Source organism: Pseudoalteromonas sp. GW168-MNA-CIBAN-0100 (assembly GCF_040309225.1).
GTDB lineage: Bacteria > Pseudomonadota > Gammaproteobacteria > Enterobacterales > Alteromonadaceae > Pseudoalteromonas > Pseudoalteromonas arctica.
In genome coordinates, this window is the sequence record NZ_JBEOOL010000002.1 from 90,325 (window position 1) to 106,872 (window position 16,548).

Genomic DNA, 16,548 nt, shown 5'->3' on the forward strand with positions numbered 1-16,548 from the left:
ATCTTAAAGTTAAACGGGCACAATATGCAAAAATTTTGACTAAAAAAATATAATAAAATGCTTAATTTACCTATTCAACCTCGTTATATATTACCGCCTATTATTCTGCTGCTATTTAGTACCATTTTTGCTGCATTTGATTTAAATAATTTACTTGAATTTAACCGAAGCCTAATTGATGAAGGCGAACTGTGGCGAATTTTTTCTAGCCAATTTGTTCATGCTAATTGGGCTCATTTGGGACTAAATGCCAGTGGTGTTTTACTAATATGGCTTTTACATGGCGAATACACATCACCTACTCGCTACGCTTTTAATACAACTGCGCTAGCACTGTGGTGTGGACTCGGCGTGTATTGGTTTTGCCCAAGCATACATATTTACACCGGATTAAGTGCTCTACTGCATGGTGTAATTATTTGGGGGGCAGTTAAAGACATAACTGTAGGGCTTAAGTCGGGTTATTTATTATTTGTAGGCGTATGGATTAAAATAGCGTTTGAGCAATTTAGCGGCCCTAATGCTGATATTGGAAAGCTTATTAACTCCACTGTGGCTATTGACGCACATTTAATTGGTGTCATTGGCGGGACTCTGCTTGCCATACCACTGGCTATAGAGCTCCTTAAAAAGAACTTTAAAAAGAAAAAATAAAGTTAGATTTTGTTCAACCCAATAAAAACGCCGCATTGGTTAACTAAACCAATGCGGCGTTTTTGTTTTTATACTTTAAGAATTAAAGATTAAAGCGTTTCTTTAAATAACTTATGAATACGTCGGTATTCGTCTAACCAACTTGAAGGCTGTACAAAACCATGTGGTTCAACAGGGAATATAGCTGTTTCAAAGTTTTGCTTTTCTAGCTCTATTAAGCGCTGTACTAAACGCACTGAGTCTTGAAAAAACACGTTATCGTCAACCATGGGTGCGTTAATTAATAAACGTTTGTTTAAACCCTCAGCGTAATAAATTGGCGAGCTGCGCTCATATGCAATCGGGTCAACATCAGGATGGTTTAATATATTAGCCGTATAACCTGTGTTGTAATGTGCCCAGTCGGTAACAGGTCGTAGTGCTGCACCCGATTGAAATAACTCAGGCGCGGTAAACAATGCCATAAAGGTCATAAAGCCGCCGTATGAGCCACCATAAGTACCAACTGCTTTGGTATCAACGTTGGCATTTTGCGCCATCCATTTAACGCCATCGGCTAAATCTTGTGTTTCAGGTGTGCCCATTTGACGATAAATCGCGGTGCGCCAATCACGGCCGTAACCTTTAGATGCGCGGTAATCCATATCCATTACTATGTAACCTTCATCAGCGAGCAATGAATGGAACATAAATTCACGAAAATAAACCGAAAACCCCATATGTGAGTTTTGTAAGTAACCCGCGCCGTGATTAAAAATAACCGCTTTGCGGTTTTTACCTACTTCACCTTCTACGTAATCAGCTGGGTAGTACACTTTTGCGTATATTGGTTGATCAGTATGGCTCGATGGCACAGCAACAATTTTAGGTGCAGTTAGCTTTTTAGCTAAAAACTCATCCGACACAGTATGCGTTAATCGCGTTGCTTTCGTATTGGCTTGAGCATCAGCTACATAAAGCTCATTAGGCATGGTAATTGTAGAGTGCTTAAGGAGTAACTTGCTTTCATCTGGGCTTAACGTGTAATCAGTCATGCCATTTAAGTCAGTAACTTGCTCGCTATTACCTGTTTGTGGGTTAACACGGTAAATTTCGTACAGACCTGGGTGCTCAACATTCGCTTTATAATAAATTGCGCTGTCGTCGCTGGTAAGCGTTAAGTTAGAAACCTCAAATTGGCCTTGTGTTAGCGCAGTTGCTTTGCCGTTAATTGGTTTTTTATAAAGCTGGCTGTAACCTGACTCTTCCGATAGGTAATAAAGCGTGTTTGAGTTATGTAACCAACCAAAGTCGTTAAACGCGTAAGCAATCCATGCGTCGTCATGCAGGCGATGTTGCGACACAAGTTTGTTGTTTTTAAAATCTACAGTTGCAAGCCAGCGGTCTTTGTTGTCCCACGCTTCAAGCATGATAGCTACTTGCGAGCCGTCATCGTTCCATACTATTGGGCTTTGCTCAAAACCCCAGTCCATAATAAGGTTAATGCCACGAGGCGCCTTTGTAGACTTATATGTTTTACCATCACGTGCATAATTTTCTTTTTTAACTGCGGCTAAAACATCTTCATCAAAGCCTGGTAAGGTATTAAAGCTAAGTGATGTTTGCTCTTTGTTAGTTAAATTGATGTACACAAGCTTTGAGGTTTCTTCTTTAGCGTCGGCTACACGGCGGCGTGCTTTTTTAGGCTCAATGGTTGCATCATTTGTAATGTAGTTAGGCATAATATCGCCATCACCGCGCCAATCTGTTTGCTTTTGTACAACGACTAACAGCGCATCACCATTTGGCGAAAGCTGTGCTTCTGCAACTTTATTACCGTCACCTAAGTAGTAAGCCGTGTTAGCAATTGAATCGTTTTGTTCATTAATTTGCTCATTACGTGCTTGCTTATCTTTTTTATTTTTTTGTTGAAGCGCCACAAACTTAATCAATTTATGCTGCTCTTTAGCAATATACGTGCTTGGCTCTTCAATACCTTTTGGCTCATCAGCAAGTTTTAAGTTAGCAAGCTCAGTGGTTAAGCCTGTTTTTAAATCAACTTTAAAAAACACATTGCCTTGGCGGTAAACTAAATCGCCGTTATTTAAAAATTGTGGTTTAGACTCGCTCGCTGATGTCGCTGTAATTTGCTTAAGTTCACCCGTTTTTAGGTTTTTAACAAATACATTGCCTTTAAAGGTGTAGGCCGCCATTGTTTTATTTTTTGAATAAACGGCTTTATTTGAACCTACAGTATGAAGTTTATTAAGTGCAATTTGCTCTGCTGTTTGGCTAGTAACAGATTGGCTAAATAAATCGCGTAGTGTATTACCTTGCTCTTTTTGAGCATAAATAATAGTAGCCGAATCGCTTGCCCAATAAGCGCTCTCTGGCTGATTGCCCATCCAATCCGGATCGGCCATTGCTTGTTCTAGCGTTATTTTTTGTGAGCCGATATCTGCTGGCGTGTTTACAACCGCAGCAACCGATGTTGCTGGTAAAGCACTTTGCTGTGTTGATGAGGTGTTAGCGGTCGCGCTACAACCTGCAAGCATGACACTTGAGGCAACAGCTAAGGCCACTAACGTTTTAGATGAAGAAAAATTAAAAATCATAGTGCTTCTATACGGTTATTATAATTAAGCCGTATTTAAGCAGAAGCACTCAAGTTATTGCAATTTTTTAAGATAAATAGCCATTAAACAGGGTAAAGCTCAGTTTACTAGCGCATCCCCTGTTAATAGGCGTTATTCAACGATTAAATCAAGCCACACCAGTCGATGATCGCTCGATGCGTTTCTGTCTTTAATTAAACGATATTCATTACTCGTTTTAGTAGGCCAAAACACACCACCATCCTTAATTTTTAAGCCGTAGTTTGACGGTAAAACGTAATCAACACGCGCTTGCCAATTAGCACTGTAATTTTGTGCATAAGGCACATCATACTGCTCTTTAGCGCCCTCACTTTTTTGAATAAAGCTTGCATTTATCAATGGGTTTTTAAGCAGTTGGTCGGTGGTATTTGTGCGGGCTTTATCCCCTTCAGGGGCTGCATTTAAATCACCTAAAATAACAAAACGAGAGTCAGTTTTTAAACCGCCCTTTTCGCCTTTATCATCGTAAATATACTTAGCGTTTGAAACGTAATCGGCAATTAACCTTACTTCATCGTGATTACGTTTGCCGTTTCTATCCTCTTCGCCATCAAATACAGGCGGTGTTGGGTGAGATGCAATAACATGAATGGTTTTATCATTTACGTTAATAGGTAAATCCCAAAACGATTTAGAGCTAAGTCTAAGTGCTTGCCATTCTTGTGCGTTATACCAGTTTTCGCCTGTTTTAGGCATTACGGGCATTTGTGCATTTGGCATGTCTTTATATTTAAAGGTTTGAAGGGTTCTTACTTTATCAAAATCGATTGGGTATTTTGACAAAATAGCCATACCGTAATGCCCTTCAAAAAAGCCAAAGCCTTGTGCATCGCCCATCACGCCATTTTTCTTGCCATCGTTATCTAAATCAAACTCGGTAGCTAGGCCTGTATTTACCGGGGCTATATAAGAGTAAGGGTAATTAATAGCGGCTTGTTTTTGCTGACCTACATTTAAATAATGTTGATTAAAGTATTCAATTCCCTGCTCTTTTGGGATGTAATCAAATTCGTTAAGTAAAATAATATCAGGGCGAACACGTTGAATAATTTCCGCTATGTTCTTAATTTGCTGGTGGTTTGCTTTAAGTGCATTAACTAAAGCATCACTTTTAACTTGCTCACCTTTAGGTGTGTGATTAGTTGCATCCATACTTACATTAAAAGTAGCAACACGAAGAGAGTCTGATGCAAATGCACTGTTACTAAAAAAAGGACTAAAAGAAGCGGCAACAAGTAGTGCGCTATAAATTGCTTTAAGTTTCATTAAATAATTTCACTGTAAAATTTTAGACGCAATCATTATTTCACAATCTAGGTAACCTTGCGCCTTTTTTAAATACAAAAAAATGCCGAGCAAGCTCGGCATTTAATAAAACGGTTAGCCATTTAATGAAGAATTATGTTAGCCGCCGCTTTTAAAATACCTGGGTAGTCTTGCTCAGGTAGATATTCAGTAAGCTCACCTAATTTATCTGCTAGATCGTTCATGCTAGTGGCTGATACATTTATATGGCCCATTTTACGACCTGGTTTTGCCGTTTTACCGTACCAGTGGCTAGTCACATCTGCGTATTTTAGTACGTCAGCTGGAATATTAGGTTGCCCTAGTACGTTTATCATCGCGGTAATGTGTTTAAGCTCTGTATTACCAAGCGGCAAACCTGCAACAGCACGCATGTGGTTTTCAAACTGTGAGCAATGGCAGCCTTGTTGCGTCCAGTGGCCTGAGTTATGTACACGCGGTGCAATTTCGTTAACGAGTAACGTGCCTTGTACATCAAAAAACTCTATTGCTAATACGCCAACGTAGTTAAGCTCGTTTGCTATTTTTGTAAATGCATCGTTTGCTTGCGCTTCAACGCTGTGATTATTTTTACCGGCAATAGAAAGCGTTAACACACCATTTGTGTGCTCGTTTTCTGTTAGCGGATAAATAGCAACATTACCGTGTTTATCGCGCGCACCAATAATAGATACTTCACGATCAAACGGGATCATTTTTTCAGCAATAATCGTATGTGGGGTAAGCTGCGTACCCGATGCAATAAAATCAGCCATTTGTGACCAAATTTCGTCTATTTGACTATCCGATTTTAAACGCCATTGGCCTTTTCCATCGTAACCTGCTTGGCATGTTTTAATAACAAGTGGCTTACCTAGGGTTTTAACTGCGTGTTCTAGATGCGCTTTTTCAGTAATTAATTGATACGGCGCACAAGTTACGTTTGTTTTACCAAGCAATGCTTTTTCAAGCGAGCGATCGCCACCGGTTTTAATAGCAGCTTTACCTGGGTAAAACTTATTGCTGTTACAGCAAAGTGTTAGTACGTCATCAGGAATGTGCTCAAACTCTGCAGTAATTGCATCAGCGTTTAATATTGCTTGCTCGAGTGACGTGCTATAAACCTCACCAGTTAGCGGATGCTTAATTTGCTTGCTGCCTACATCGTACGCAACAACGTTTAAATTAAGCGGCGCGCCTGCAAGACTCATCATACGTGCAAGTTGCCCTGCACCTAATATTAAAATATTCATTATTACTCTGCAGGGTTTGGATTAGCTAATATAGTGTCGGTTTGAGCTTTACGAAACGCTTCAATTTTTGCAAAAATTTCTGGATTTTGACACCCTAAAATTTGTGCGGCTAGTAAACCTGCGTTTGCTGCGCCCGGCTCACCAATTGCAAGTGTGCCCACTGCAACGCCTTTAGGCATTTGGCAAATAGATAAAAGTGAATCAACACCATTTAATGCTTTTGATTTTACAGGTACGCCAAGTACAGGTAGTGACGTAAAAGCAGCTGCCATGCCAGGTAAATGCGCAGCGCCGCCAGCGCCAGCAATAATAACTTTAATACCACGTTCTGCGGCTGAACTTGCGTAATCAGCAAGTAATTGAGGAGTGCGGTGTGCAGACACGACTTTAGTTTCGTACTTAATGCCAAAATGCTCTAGCATAAGTGCTGCATGTTCCATGGTTGGCCAATCTGATTTAGAACCCATAATAATGCCAACAGTCATAAATACTCCTCAGTAATATATTTTTAAAATAGCGGACTTATGTCCTGTTTAAGCCGGGTATTATACCCAAAGCCATATTAATTGCGACTAATACAAAGCTACAAAAACAAAAAAGCCATGTTTAAACATGGCTTTTTAGGGTTAACGGGTAAATAGCTAATTAAGCTTCTTTACTCGCTAGGTATTCTGCGTAGTTGCCTCTAAAGTCAATGATTTTACCATCTTTAACTTCCCAAATACGGGTAGCTACCGATGATACAAATTGACGATCGTGCGATACAAACATTAATGTACCTTCGTAGGCTTCAAGTGCTAAGTTAAGCGCTTCAATAGATTCCATATCCATGTGGTTGGTTGGCTCATCCATTAGCAATATGTTTGGTTTATGCATCATAATTTTACCAAACAGCATGCGGCCTTGCTCACCACCTGAAATTACTTTAACTGACTTCTTAATATCGTTTTGAGAGAACAGCATACGACCTAAGAAGCTGCGAACCACTTGCTCGTCGTCGCCTTCTTGTTGCCATTGTTCCATCCACTGAAACAAGTTCATGTCGGTTGCAAATTCATCTGCGTGATCTTGCGCGTAGTAACCAATATTCGCATTTTCTGAGAACTTAAACTCACCGGCTTTAGGTGCTAAGCGCCCTGCCAATGTATTAAGTAATGTTGTTTTACCAACACCGTTTTCACCAATAATAGCAATACGTTCGCCAACTTCTACTAAACCTTCAAGTCCAGAAAACAACGTGTTGTCGTCAAAACCTTGCGTTAAGTTATTCATTTCAAGCGCGTTTCTGAATAACTGCTTTTCTTGGTCGAAACGAATAAACGGTGTTTGACGTGAAGACGCTTTAACTTCGTCTAACTGAATTTTGTCGATACGTTTAGCGCGCGATGTTGCTTGCTTAGCTTTAGATGCGTTAGCAGAGAAACGTGATACAAACTGTTGAAGTTCAGCAATTTGGTTTTTCTTCTTCGCGTTTTCGCTAAGTAGCTGCTCACGTGCTTGCGTTGCTGCAAACATGTATTCGTCGTAGTTACCTGAGTAAATACGTAGCTCACCGTAGTCAATATCGGCCATGTGAGTACACACAGAGTTTAAAAAGTGACGGTCATGCGAGATGATTATCATGGTACAGTCGCGTTGGTTTAACACGTCTTCTAACCACTTGATGGTGTAAATATCCAAGTTATTGGTAGGCTCATCAAGTAGCATTATATCTGGGTCTGAAAACAACACCTGTGCAAGTAGCACTCGTAGTTTAAAACCAGGTGCAATTTCTGACATTGGGCCAAAGTGTTGGTCTGTGCCAATACCTACGCCTAATAGAAGCTCGCCTGCTTTAGATTCAGCAGAGTAACCATCCATTTCAGCAAACTCAGTTTCAAGATCGGCTACTTTCATACCGTCGTCTTCACTCATTTCTGGTAAAGAGTAAATACGGTCGCGTTCTTGTTTTATTTTCCACAGCTCTTTGTGACCCATGATCACAGTATCAATTACTGAGTATTCTTCGTAGGCAAACTGGTCTTGGTTTAGTTTAGCAACACGTTCATTTGGATCAGTACTTACATTACCTGAAGACGCTTCGAGCTCACCACTTAGAATCTTCATAAATGTTGATTTACCACAACCATTTGCACCGATTAAACCGTAACGGTTTCCGTCGCCAAATTTTGCTGAGATATTTTCAAATAATGGTTTAGCACCAAATTGCATGGTGACATTAGCTGTACTAATAATAGCGCTACCCTCCAAAGGAGTAATGATGTATTTAAATTGCGCGCAGTTTAAACCAAAATGGCCTGTTTTTCTATGAAAGTTTAAAGGCAAACTAACGCGTTTTAGCCATTTATTAGCACTGTATAGTGGGTAACTCAAATAACAGATTAAATTAAATGGTTTTGTAAATTTTTATTCAGCTTACACAAGTAAAAATTCATCAATATATTCACTTTAATACGTCTAGGGAGTTTAGAATTACGTATACTGAATTAGAGTAAAAACACTTTTAACGTGTTTGTGTGTTTACTTAACTCATTTTTGTACACGCAGTAACAATAAAAAGTTATATTTATGAAAATAAAGTACTTTTAGAGCTTTTGCACTAGTCGCTATTTTTTAACCAAGATGAAATTAATTCAAATTAGAATTTTTACACACCACCTATTACCAATCCTTTTTACCTACAAAACAACTAAAAAAACAAACCTCAGCAACACCTGAAAAACAAAATTAACCTCAAGTGAATGTCAATTAAGTTTGCCGTTCAATTTTGTTGATTTTTTTTCACTTTTTAGCCGTTTATTGCTTTGTTAATCTTCGAACCTGAATTTTTACCTACGTAAAAACACTGAAATTTACACAGGGCAACACACAAGATGAGCAAAAAATTAGCGACACTGATTAGCGCAAGTATTGTATTAGCACCCGCTGTTTCAGCGGTAGAGTTATACAAAGATGATAAAAACACTCTAAAAGTAGGTGGATATCTTGATGTGCGTGTAATTAACACACAAAACGAAACCGAAGTTGTTAACGGTACTTCGCGCATTAATTTTGGCTTTACCCGAAAGCTCAAGAAAGACTGGACTGCCCTTGCACTCGTAGAATGGGGTGTAAACCCTGTAGGCAGTAGCGATATAATTTATAACAATCGTTTTGAGTCAATTCAGGACGAGTTTTTGTATAACCGTTTAGGTTACGCAGGCCTTTCACACGAAAAGTATGGTCAACTTACCATTGGTAAACAATGGGGTGCATGGTACGACGTAGTTTATGGCACAAATAATAGCTTTGTATGGGATGGTAATGCAGCTGGCGTTTACACCTATAACAAAGACGATGGCGCTGTAAATGGCACTGGCCGTGGTGATAAGTTAGTGCAGTACCGCAATAGCTATAACGATTTTAGTTTTGCAGTACAAGCGCAGCTTAAAAACAGCGAATTTTATACCTGTGACGTAAGCGATATTTCAGAAGAAGAATGCGAAACGCTATGGAACTCTGGCGATAGTGCAGCCCAAGAAGTTGAATTTAACTACACATTTGGTGCATCTGTAACATATACCCCTACAGATATGCTCACGCTTACAGCGGGCATTAACCGTGGCGAGTTTGATTTAACGTTTGGCGATGGTTCTACTCGCAATGTTGAAGATTTAATTTACGGTGCAGGCATTATGTGGGGCAACATTGATAAGCCAGGCCTTTACGTTGCTGCCAACATAAATAAAAACAAAAACCACGACACAGATAATATTGGTCGCTTAATTAAAGACGCAATAGGTATAGAAACATTTGCATCTTACCGCTTTGATAACGATTTTCGCCCTTTTATTGCCTACAACGTGTTTGATGCCGGTGATGACTACGTAATTCAGCCAAACTTTAACGCCGATCCAGACGATGTATTTAAGCGTCAGTTTGCTGTTATTGGCCTTCACTACTTAATTGACGAAGACACTATTGCCTACGTAGAAGCGCGTAAAGACTTTAGCGACTTTGAAAGTGATAACGACGATCAACAAGCACAAATGGAGCAGTCGGAAGATGACGGTATAGCATTTGGTTTTAGATATAAGTTCTAAATATAAGCTCTAAATATAAGTTTAAAAACGACTACAACTTCCCTAAGCACAACCCTTTTAGCCCTTTTAACTTTTTTAACTGGGCTTTTTTTATTCCGCCATACTTTTTTCAATACTCAATTCTGCATTTAAGGCTATTTCAACAAATGCATTAACAGCCGCATTGGTATCTGCTTTTTTAATTTGTAATAGCACCGGGATTTGCGTGAGTACGTCGCTCAGTTTTATAAAATGGCACCCTTCACTATATAATTTACGTACGCAATAAGGCGCAATTGCCACACCAAAGCCAGCAGCCACTTCGGTCACTAATGTTTGCATTGCAAAATGGTTTCATCAAAAAGACCAAGTGCTTCCTCTCTATTAAAAATAATAAATGACTCATTTTTTAGTTTAGCTAAATCAATATTTTTATAATTTGCCAGCGCATGATTTTGATCAACGATGGCCTCCAATGAATCTACATAAATAGTATGACTTACAAATTCATCATTAATTGAATCAGGTCAAGGCCGTGAAAAACCCACATAAATTAAATCGTTTTTAAACGCATGTATTTGCTCAGTTGCAGTCATTTCAAACAATGTAACGTGCACGCTTGGGTATTGCTGTTTATATTCTCGAACCAGTGCTGCCATAAAGGTTAAACATGCCGAGCTTAAGTGCGCCTTTAAACCATATGACGGTAGAGCTCAGCTATGTGAAAGTACGTGGCCGTAACTTATCGTACTTTACGATGGCTGTATTTTCGGGTCAGTTTTTTACCTCATTTATGCAGTACATACCTGGTGGTGAAAAAAACGTATTTATAATTTGTAGCGTTTCAGCATTTATAATTGCACTGGTATTGTTTTTTAAACCGACCAAAACAAAGTAGTCGTAATTTACAAAAGAGCATTTTTATAAATGCTCTTTTTACCTAAACCTCCCGCTTTATTATTTGCACTACCTTACTGATTACTTTTTACTAATTTAACTCTATTGCTAGGTTTAGCATTATAATAACATTTAGTATGATGTGTTCTTTTACTGTAAAGCCACCAGCTAATTTATATTAACTGCATTAAGAGTGTAAAAAGATGGTGAAATTATATTGAAATTAAAAAGTACTTACACTGTTTATTGCTGATCACAAAGGCGTAAGGCTGATTAAAAGCAGTAACAAATAGGTGTGATATATGCTCATAGGTACTTACTGCATTCTAACTCAATAGCTACAAACTGTATATAAACACAGTGCGTGTATTTGCTGTCAAAAATAATTTAAACCAACTTCCCTTTGTAAGTCGTTAATAATATTGAACTAAGTAAAGTGCTATGAAGCTGATTCGTTATCATAAATAGATAAAACAGCGGTAACTGTATATGCATACAGTTACCGCTAAAACCTATCTAACCTACTTTTTAATAAACGCACTATAACCAGCTAATGCCTTTGATACACTAAGTGGTGGATTATCTGAATGCTCAGCACCTTCGTTTATAGCGCTTTGCCACACAAGGTTATTATTAGGGTTTGCTGTTAAAGCAGACTCTAAATTATCAAACGCTTTTAACATTAACGGATGCTCTGCCCCACCCACCGAAAGATATAAATAAGTAGGCGCCTTAACTTTGTTAGCTTGAGTAGTTAAAAACGCTTCTACATTATTAACCACTGTCATGTCGTCATACCAAGCCGCTGGGCTAAATGCAAAGTAGCCATTAAACAGTTCAGGCCTTGTATGCAGTGTATAAAGTACAAAGCTACCACCTGCCGAAAAACCACTTAATACACGATTATTACTAAGCTTATATTTTGCCGATAAATACGGGAATAACTCAGTTTCAATAAACGCTAAAAACTTGTCGGCTTCACCATTAGGCTCTATAAGTGTTTCGCCCTCTGGGCGCGCTTGTGTATTTACATCTTGGCGAGCATAAGGAGGCACTAAATCGCGATTACGTGTATCTGTAAAAAACAAATTAGGAATAGACACCAATATAGCCTTATCCCCTTTTTCGCTCTTAGCTTGTTTTGTAAGTGCTTTATCCCATGTATCTAAATTAAAGTTACCATCGGTTTTAATAATTAACGGATACACTTTTTTAGGATTGTAATTAGCGGGTAATCTTATAAACACCTTGCGCGACTCATTAAGCACGCTTGAGTTAATTGTTACATCTGTATAGGCCGATACATAATGGTTGTAATAGCGTATGGCTAAAATACCGATAGCAAAAATTACTACGGCTAAACTTAAATTAATAAAATAGTGTTTTGTTATTTTTATTGCCATGCGGCATTCCTTTAAATGTTTAGGAGTTATTTAATCGAGCTTAACCCATTGTTTTATTTCAAGCGCGGTCATAATAAGCTCAACCGAAAACGCGGCTAAAATCATCCCCATTACACGCGTTAAAATAGACGCGCCGCCAGTACCAATAAGCTTAATTATTTTACCCGAAAGCAGCAACAGTATTAGTGTAATACCCAACACAGCAAGTGTAACAAGCGCTGTGCCTATTTGAGTGGTAATTGGGTGTATGTGGTTGTCGGTAAGTAGTATCACCGCCAAAATAGCGCCAGGGGTCGCAGTTGCTGGTATAGCTAGCGGAAAGACCGCAATATCGTGTTCGGGGTCTTGTTTAGCTTTGTTAGAATCGTTTCCAAATATCATTTGCAGGCCAAACAAAAACAATATAATTCCGCCCCCTAATTGAAACGACACCAACCTAATTCCCATCGCATTAAGTATTAGCTGCCCTATTAAAATAGAACCCAATAGTACGCAACCAGCGTAAAGCACCGTTTTAAAGGCTGTTTTACGACGTTGTTGATCTGTTAAATGAGAAGTAAGCGCAGCAAACAGCGCCATAGTGCCTATTGGGTCAATGGTTGCCCAAATAACAAGCGCATCTTGAGATAGTTTTTCTAGCATATAAAATCCTTGTTAAGCGTAAATATTTAATAAAACACGGGTAACAAATTCATTTGCTTACGCTTAACTATAATAGAAAGCCGTTATTTTTTGTATTTTATTTACACTTGGAGGCTTGACCTTTCAGGATTGAAAAAAGATAAGCACTTATAATTGCCGTCTTTCGTTAAAGTGATTTATGCCAAATAGAATTTTCTCTTAAGCTAAAACCTAACTTAATAAGTAAATTATGGGAACGTGCATTGTGTGCACTCACCTCAGCCGATACATGTTTAAGCGGAATATCCTTAAGTAGCGCTTCAATAAAACCAGTGACTACTTCAAACATTACGCCTTTATCCCAAAAGTCGGGGTGCAGCTCAAATCCTATAAACGCACTACTTTTACACGGCGTTAAATTATAAAGCCCACAAGTACCCATTAACTTTCCAGATGTATTATGTTCAATTGCAACTCTAATCACTTCGCCTTCGTAATAGGCACTAATATCATCTTGTATTAATTGTTTGATTTGTGTTTTGCTGAGCGGTGTTTCGTAGTCGTTAAATTCTGACACATGCGGGTGGTTTAAAATATTAAATAAACACGCAGCGTGTTTGTGGGTAATTAAACGCAGCGTAACGCGTTCAAGCTTTGTGGCATTAAACATTTTATTTAAGTGGTTAGTTAAATTAGCTCTTTATGGGCAGGCATTATTAACTTACCATACCCCATTAACAAGCATTATCTTTAAAGCAAAAAGAGTAAGAGAACGTAATGAGTGACGATTTTCAAGTAATACAACCCACTACCACAGTATATTGCCCAAAGCGCGGCGAAGGCTGGACCTTAACAGGCATTACTAATATTAACGAGTTTACCTCTGTAATGTTTGACGGCACACGCTATACACTTCCAGCACGCGAAATAGTAGAAGAACTTTTACCAAATCAGTTAGCCCGTGAAGCACAAAACCAACAATAAACTTTGTTAACCGCCAAATCTAAATTACAAAAAGGGCTTTATACATAATATAAAGCCCTTTTTGAGTTTACCTAGCGCTAGGCTATTTACTTTTTTCAAATAGCATACGCTTAAACGTGTTATCGCCCACTACATAATGATGAAACAAAGCGGCTGCAGCATGTAAGCCAATTAAGTAATAACCAACAACGCCAGCGGTTTCATGTATTTCTTTTATTTGTTTTGCTAAATCACTATTTTTTGCCACCAATGCAGGTAACTCTAAGCCAAAAAATGGGATAGGCTTGCCCGCAAAACTTAAAATTAGCCAACCAGCTATTGGCATTGCAAGCATTAAAACATATAAACCCAAATGCATTATTTTAGCTACCGTTTCTTGCCAATTTGGTGGCGTTGGTGTTATATGTGGTTTTGGACCACTTTTAAAACGTACGACTAAACGAATACACACAATAAATAATACCGACAGCCCAAGCATAAAATGCCACATTTTAAATGCTTCACGTGTATCGGTGCCTTTATCAAAAAATACTCGTAACTCTATACAAGCATATACGGCTATCATTAGTAGTAACATGAGCCAATGCAGCGCAATCGAAAGTTTGTTGTAATGATCAGTCGTGTTTTTTAAATTCATAATGCCTCAACTTATTAGCTGCATACAAAGCAGTTTATATGTGTATTTTTACACGAGTACGCCCAGCTTGTAGAAATAATATTGCTATTTAATGATCTAAAACATATTTATCCCACTAAAAATTGAAATACCTTTTATTAATTAAAGGTCTACTAGCTGTACATAACTGTTTATACATTCATCATATTGATGCGAGATTTTATGAAAAAATTATTAGTTCTAGTTTTAACTTCATCTGTTTTGTTTTATGCGTCACTTGCTCATGCAGATAAAACCGAAAAAGCCGTTTTAGCTGGAGGTTGTTTTTGGTGTATGGAAAGTGACTTTGAAAAGCTAGAAGGCGTAACCGATGTAATATCGGGCTTTACTGGCGGCAAACTTAAAAACCCTACCTATAATGGTAATCATAAAGGCCATTACGAGGCAGTAGAAATTACTTACGACCCAGCCATAGTAAGCTATCAGGGTATACTTGATCATTACTGGGTAAATATTGATCCCTTTGATGCCAAAGGCCAATTTTGTGATAAAGGCTCTAGTTACTTAAGCGCTATTTTTGTAGAAAACGACGAACAACGTAAATTAGCCGAAAAAACAAAAGCGGCAGTAGTTGCCGAGTTTCCTAATCAAACTGTGGTTACACCTATACTAAACGCAAGTACCTTTTACCCTATTAAAGGTAGGGAAAGCTTTCACCAAGATTATTACAAAAACAACCCAATCCGATACAACACTTATCGTTGGCGTTGTGGTCGCGACAGCCGCCTAGAAGATATTTGGGGCGAAAGAGCAACTCACTAGTATTTATAAAGCAACTTAAATTACACAAACAAAAGGCTGCATATTGTGCAGCCTTTTACTTATCTACAAAGCTAGCTTTCTCTGCTTCAAATAAGTATACAAACCTTCATTATCAATAAATAGTATATTCTGTTTCCTAAAGCAGGCTGTTTATCTACTAAATCAAATGCAATAAATTGCACTCCTAGATTGATATAAACCAAATTCAACAACTGGAGTTACACAAAATGTTTGCCAATCAATTACAGCTAACGCGTGCTCTAGAGTTACCTACACGACAAGCCATGCTTTACCGTGAACCAGCAGTACAACACTTTTGGAATAGCAACACCGACCTAATTATAAACGCGTGGAGCGAATGGGAAACAACATCAATAGATGGCTCAACGTTTACGTTAGGCGACTCACTACTTGATAAAAACCTACGCCAAGCAGTAAAGCAAGCATGGGAAGATCCATCAAAAGAGCTGGCCGTAAAAGCGTTATTAAACGAAGTTGCTCCTGATGTATTTCAATTTTTTGATCCAGAGCGCCTAGCGGTTTTACGCGGATATTTAGAACAAGTATGGAATTCGCAAATTCCCATGCGTCCACCATACGGCATAGTGTTAAATCGCCGTGGTGCAATGCTTGATAGTCGATCAGAAGGTTATTTAGCCGCGCCAAGCTTTCAAGCATTTTATAACGAAATACTAAACACTTATATGCGCCCTATTTCACGTATGCTGTTCCCGGAAGTTATGGGGTTTGATACACAAACATTTGGTTTTTCTATTTATTATGAGCCAAACACAGATTCGTCAATTCGCCCACATACAGATGCATCGGCCGTAACGCTTAATATTAACTTAAACTTACCAGGGGAAGAGTTTACAGGGTCAGAAGTTGACTTTTATCACCCGTACACAGGTGACATTAAATCACTTACCTTTAAGCCCGGCACTGCCATGTTACATCGTGGCAATATTGCACACGCAGCCAAGCCTATTACCAGTGGCGAGCGAACTAACTTTGTATTGTGGTTGTATGGGGAGCGCGGTCGATTACCAGCACAAGGTGCACCACGCATTCCTATTGATGCTAAACAGCGCTGGACTAACCCAAATAAACCAAATGATGGCTATGCACCATTTTAAATAAGCGCTTTTAGAGTTTTAAGTCAAAAGGCAGCCTAATTTAAGCAGCCTTATAAAAGTAAAGCTTATCCAGTAACCAACACGTTTTAAGTTTGGTAATATCAAAAAACCGCCCTATTCATAATCTATATTGTCGTCACTTATAACAATAGATAACACAAATTTTCCATCTTGCTTTTCC

17 protein-coding genes are annotated in these 16,548 nt (G+C 38.6%); 6 read left to right on the plus strand and 11 right to left on the minus strand.

The window, feature by feature from the left end; all coding sequences use genetic code 11:
- Nucleotides 1-57 precede the first annotated feature (57 nt).
- Complete coding sequence (rrtA, locus tag AAEY62_RS01545; RefSeq protein ID WP_350634480.1) at nucleotides 58-654, plus strand: rhombosortase; 597 nt, start codon at nucleotides 58-60, stop codon at nucleotides 652-654.
- Nucleotides 655-743: 89 nt separating this feature from the next.
- Here rrtA and AAEY62_RS01550 read toward each other — a convergent pair whose 3' ends face one another.
- The 5 genes from AAEY62_RS01550 to AAEY62_RS01570 form a co-directional block, all read right to left on the minus strand.
- Nucleotides 744-3,248, minus strand: a complete 2,505-nt coding sequence (locus tag AAEY62_RS01550; protein ID WP_350634481.1) for a S9 family peptidase — start codon at nucleotides 3,246-3,248, stop codon at nucleotides 744-746.
- 132 nt (nucleotides 3,249-3,380) lie between these two features.
- Complete coding sequence (locus tag AAEY62_RS01555) at nucleotides 3,381-4,556, minus strand: endonuclease/exonuclease/phosphatase family protein (RefSeq protein WP_350634482.1); 1,176 nt, start codon at nucleotides 4,554-4,556, stop codon at nucleotides 3,381-3,383.
- A 122-nt stretch (nucleotides 4,557-4,678) separates the two neighbouring features.
- Nucleotides 4,679-5,827: a 5-(carboxyamino)imidazole ribonucleotide synthase gene (locus AAEY62_RS01560; RefSeq protein WP_350634483.1), complete on the minus strand. Its 1,149-nt coding sequence runs from the start codon at nucleotides 5,825-5,827 to the stop codon at nucleotides 4,679-4,681.
- Nucleotides 5,828-5,829: 2 nt separating this feature from the next.
- Nucleotides 5,830-6,312, minus strand: a complete 483-nt coding sequence (gene purE, locus AAEY62_RS01565; RefSeq protein WP_002962540.1) for a 5-(carboxyamino)imidazole ribonucleotide mutase — start codon at nucleotides 6,310-6,312, stop codon at nucleotides 5,830-5,832.
- Between the two features lie 160 nt (nucleotides 6,313-6,472).
- Complete coding sequence (locus AAEY62_RS01570) at nucleotides 6,473-8,062, minus strand: ABC-F family ATPase (RefSeq protein WP_076915491.1); 1,590 nt, start codon at nucleotides 8,060-8,062, stop codon at nucleotides 6,473-6,475.
- A 638-nt stretch (nucleotides 8,063-8,700) separates the two neighbouring features.
- On the opposite strand from AAEY62_RS01570, the gene AAEY62_RS01575 reads away from it, so the two are divergent.
- On the plus strand, nucleotides 8,701-9,909 hold the full coding sequence (locus tag AAEY62_RS01575; RefSeq protein ID WP_024589388.1) for a porin: 1,209 nt from the start codon (nucleotides 8,701-8,703) through the stop codon (nucleotides 9,907-9,909).
- Nucleotides 9,910-9,999: 90 nt separating this feature from the next.
- Here AAEY62_RS01575 and AAEY62_RS01580 read toward each other — a convergent pair whose 3' ends face one another.
- Complete coding sequence (locus AAEY62_RS01580; protein ID WP_350634484.1) at nucleotides 10,000-10,230, minus strand: type 2 periplasmic-binding domain-containing protein; 231 nt, start codon at nucleotides 10,228-10,230, stop codon at nucleotides 10,000-10,002.
- Nucleotides 10,231-10,415: 185 nt separating this feature from the next.
- Entirely contained in the window at nucleotides 10,416-10,547 is a 132-nt protein-coding gene (locus AAEY62_RS01585) for a type 2 periplasmic-binding domain-containing protein (protein ID WP_263640614.1), read from the minus strand.
- An 11-nt stretch (nucleotides 10,548-10,558) separates the two neighbouring features.
- Between AAEY62_RS01585 and AAEY62_RS01590 the strand changes: the two genes are divergently transcribed.
- On the plus strand, nucleotides 10,559-10,786 hold the full coding sequence (locus AAEY62_RS01590; RefSeq protein WP_232785128.1) for a hypothetical protein: 228 nt from the start codon (nucleotides 10,559-10,561) through the stop codon (nucleotides 10,784-10,786).
- Nucleotides 10,787-11,306: 520 nt separating this feature from the next.
- Here the strand turns inward: AAEY62_RS01590 and AAEY62_RS01595 are convergent.
- From AAEY62_RS01595 to AAEY62_RS01605, 3 genes are all read right to left on the minus strand, one after another.
- Nucleotides 11,307-12,188 (minus strand): alpha/beta hydrolase, encoded by an 882-nt coding sequence (locus AAEY62_RS01595; protein ID WP_350634485.1) that lies wholly within the window; start codon nucleotides 12,186-12,188, stop codon nucleotides 11,307-11,309.
- A gap of 30 nt (nucleotides 12,189-12,218) precedes the next feature.
- Nucleotides 12,219-12,830 (minus strand): MarC family protein, encoded by a 612-nt coding sequence (locus tag AAEY62_RS01600; RefSeq protein ID WP_197237216.1) that lies wholly within the window; start codon nucleotides 12,828-12,830, stop codon nucleotides 12,219-12,221.
- A 166-nt stretch (nucleotides 12,831-12,996) separates the two neighbouring features.
- Nucleotides 12,997-13,479, minus strand: a complete 483-nt coding sequence (locus tag AAEY62_RS01605) for a GNAT family N-acetyltransferase (protein WP_024589392.1) — start codon at nucleotides 13,477-13,479, stop codon at nucleotides 12,997-12,999.
- A gap of 107 nt (nucleotides 13,480-13,586) precedes the next feature.
- On the opposite strand from AAEY62_RS01605, the gene AAEY62_RS01610 reads away from it, so the two are divergent.
- The gene (locus tag AAEY62_RS01610) at nucleotides 13,587-13,793 is read left to right on the plus strand and encodes a hypothetical protein (RefSeq protein ID WP_024589393.1); all 207 of its coding nucleotides are present in this window, start codon (nucleotides 13,587-13,589) and stop codon (nucleotides 13,791-13,793) included.
- A gap of 82 nt (nucleotides 13,794-13,875) precedes the next feature.
- Here the strand turns inward: AAEY62_RS01610 and AAEY62_RS01615 are convergent, their stop codons facing one another.
- Nucleotides 13,876-14,430, minus strand: a complete 555-nt coding sequence (locus tag AAEY62_RS01615) for a cytochrome b (protein ID WP_024607130.1) — start codon at nucleotides 14,428-14,430, stop codon at nucleotides 13,876-13,878.
- Between the two features lie 201 nt (nucleotides 14,431-14,631).
- Here AAEY62_RS01615 and msrA point away from each other — a divergent pair, with 201 nt between their 5' ends.
- Together msrA and AAEY62_RS01625 are read left to right on the plus strand one after the other, a co-directional pair.
- Nucleotides 14,632-15,231, plus strand: coding sequence for a peptide-methionine (S)-S-oxide reductase MsrA (gene msrA, locus AAEY62_RS01620; protein WP_024607129.1), 600 nt, complete (start codon nucleotides 14,632-14,634; stop codon nucleotides 15,229-15,231).
- A 227-nt stretch (nucleotides 15,232-15,458) separates the two neighbouring features.
- Nucleotides 15,459-16,367: a 2OG-Fe(II) oxygenase family protein gene (locus AAEY62_RS01625; RefSeq protein WP_350634486.1), complete on the plus strand. Its 909-nt coding sequence runs from the start codon at nucleotides 15,459-15,461 to the stop codon at nucleotides 16,365-16,367.
- Nucleotides 16,368-16,548: the final 181 nt, after the last annotated feature.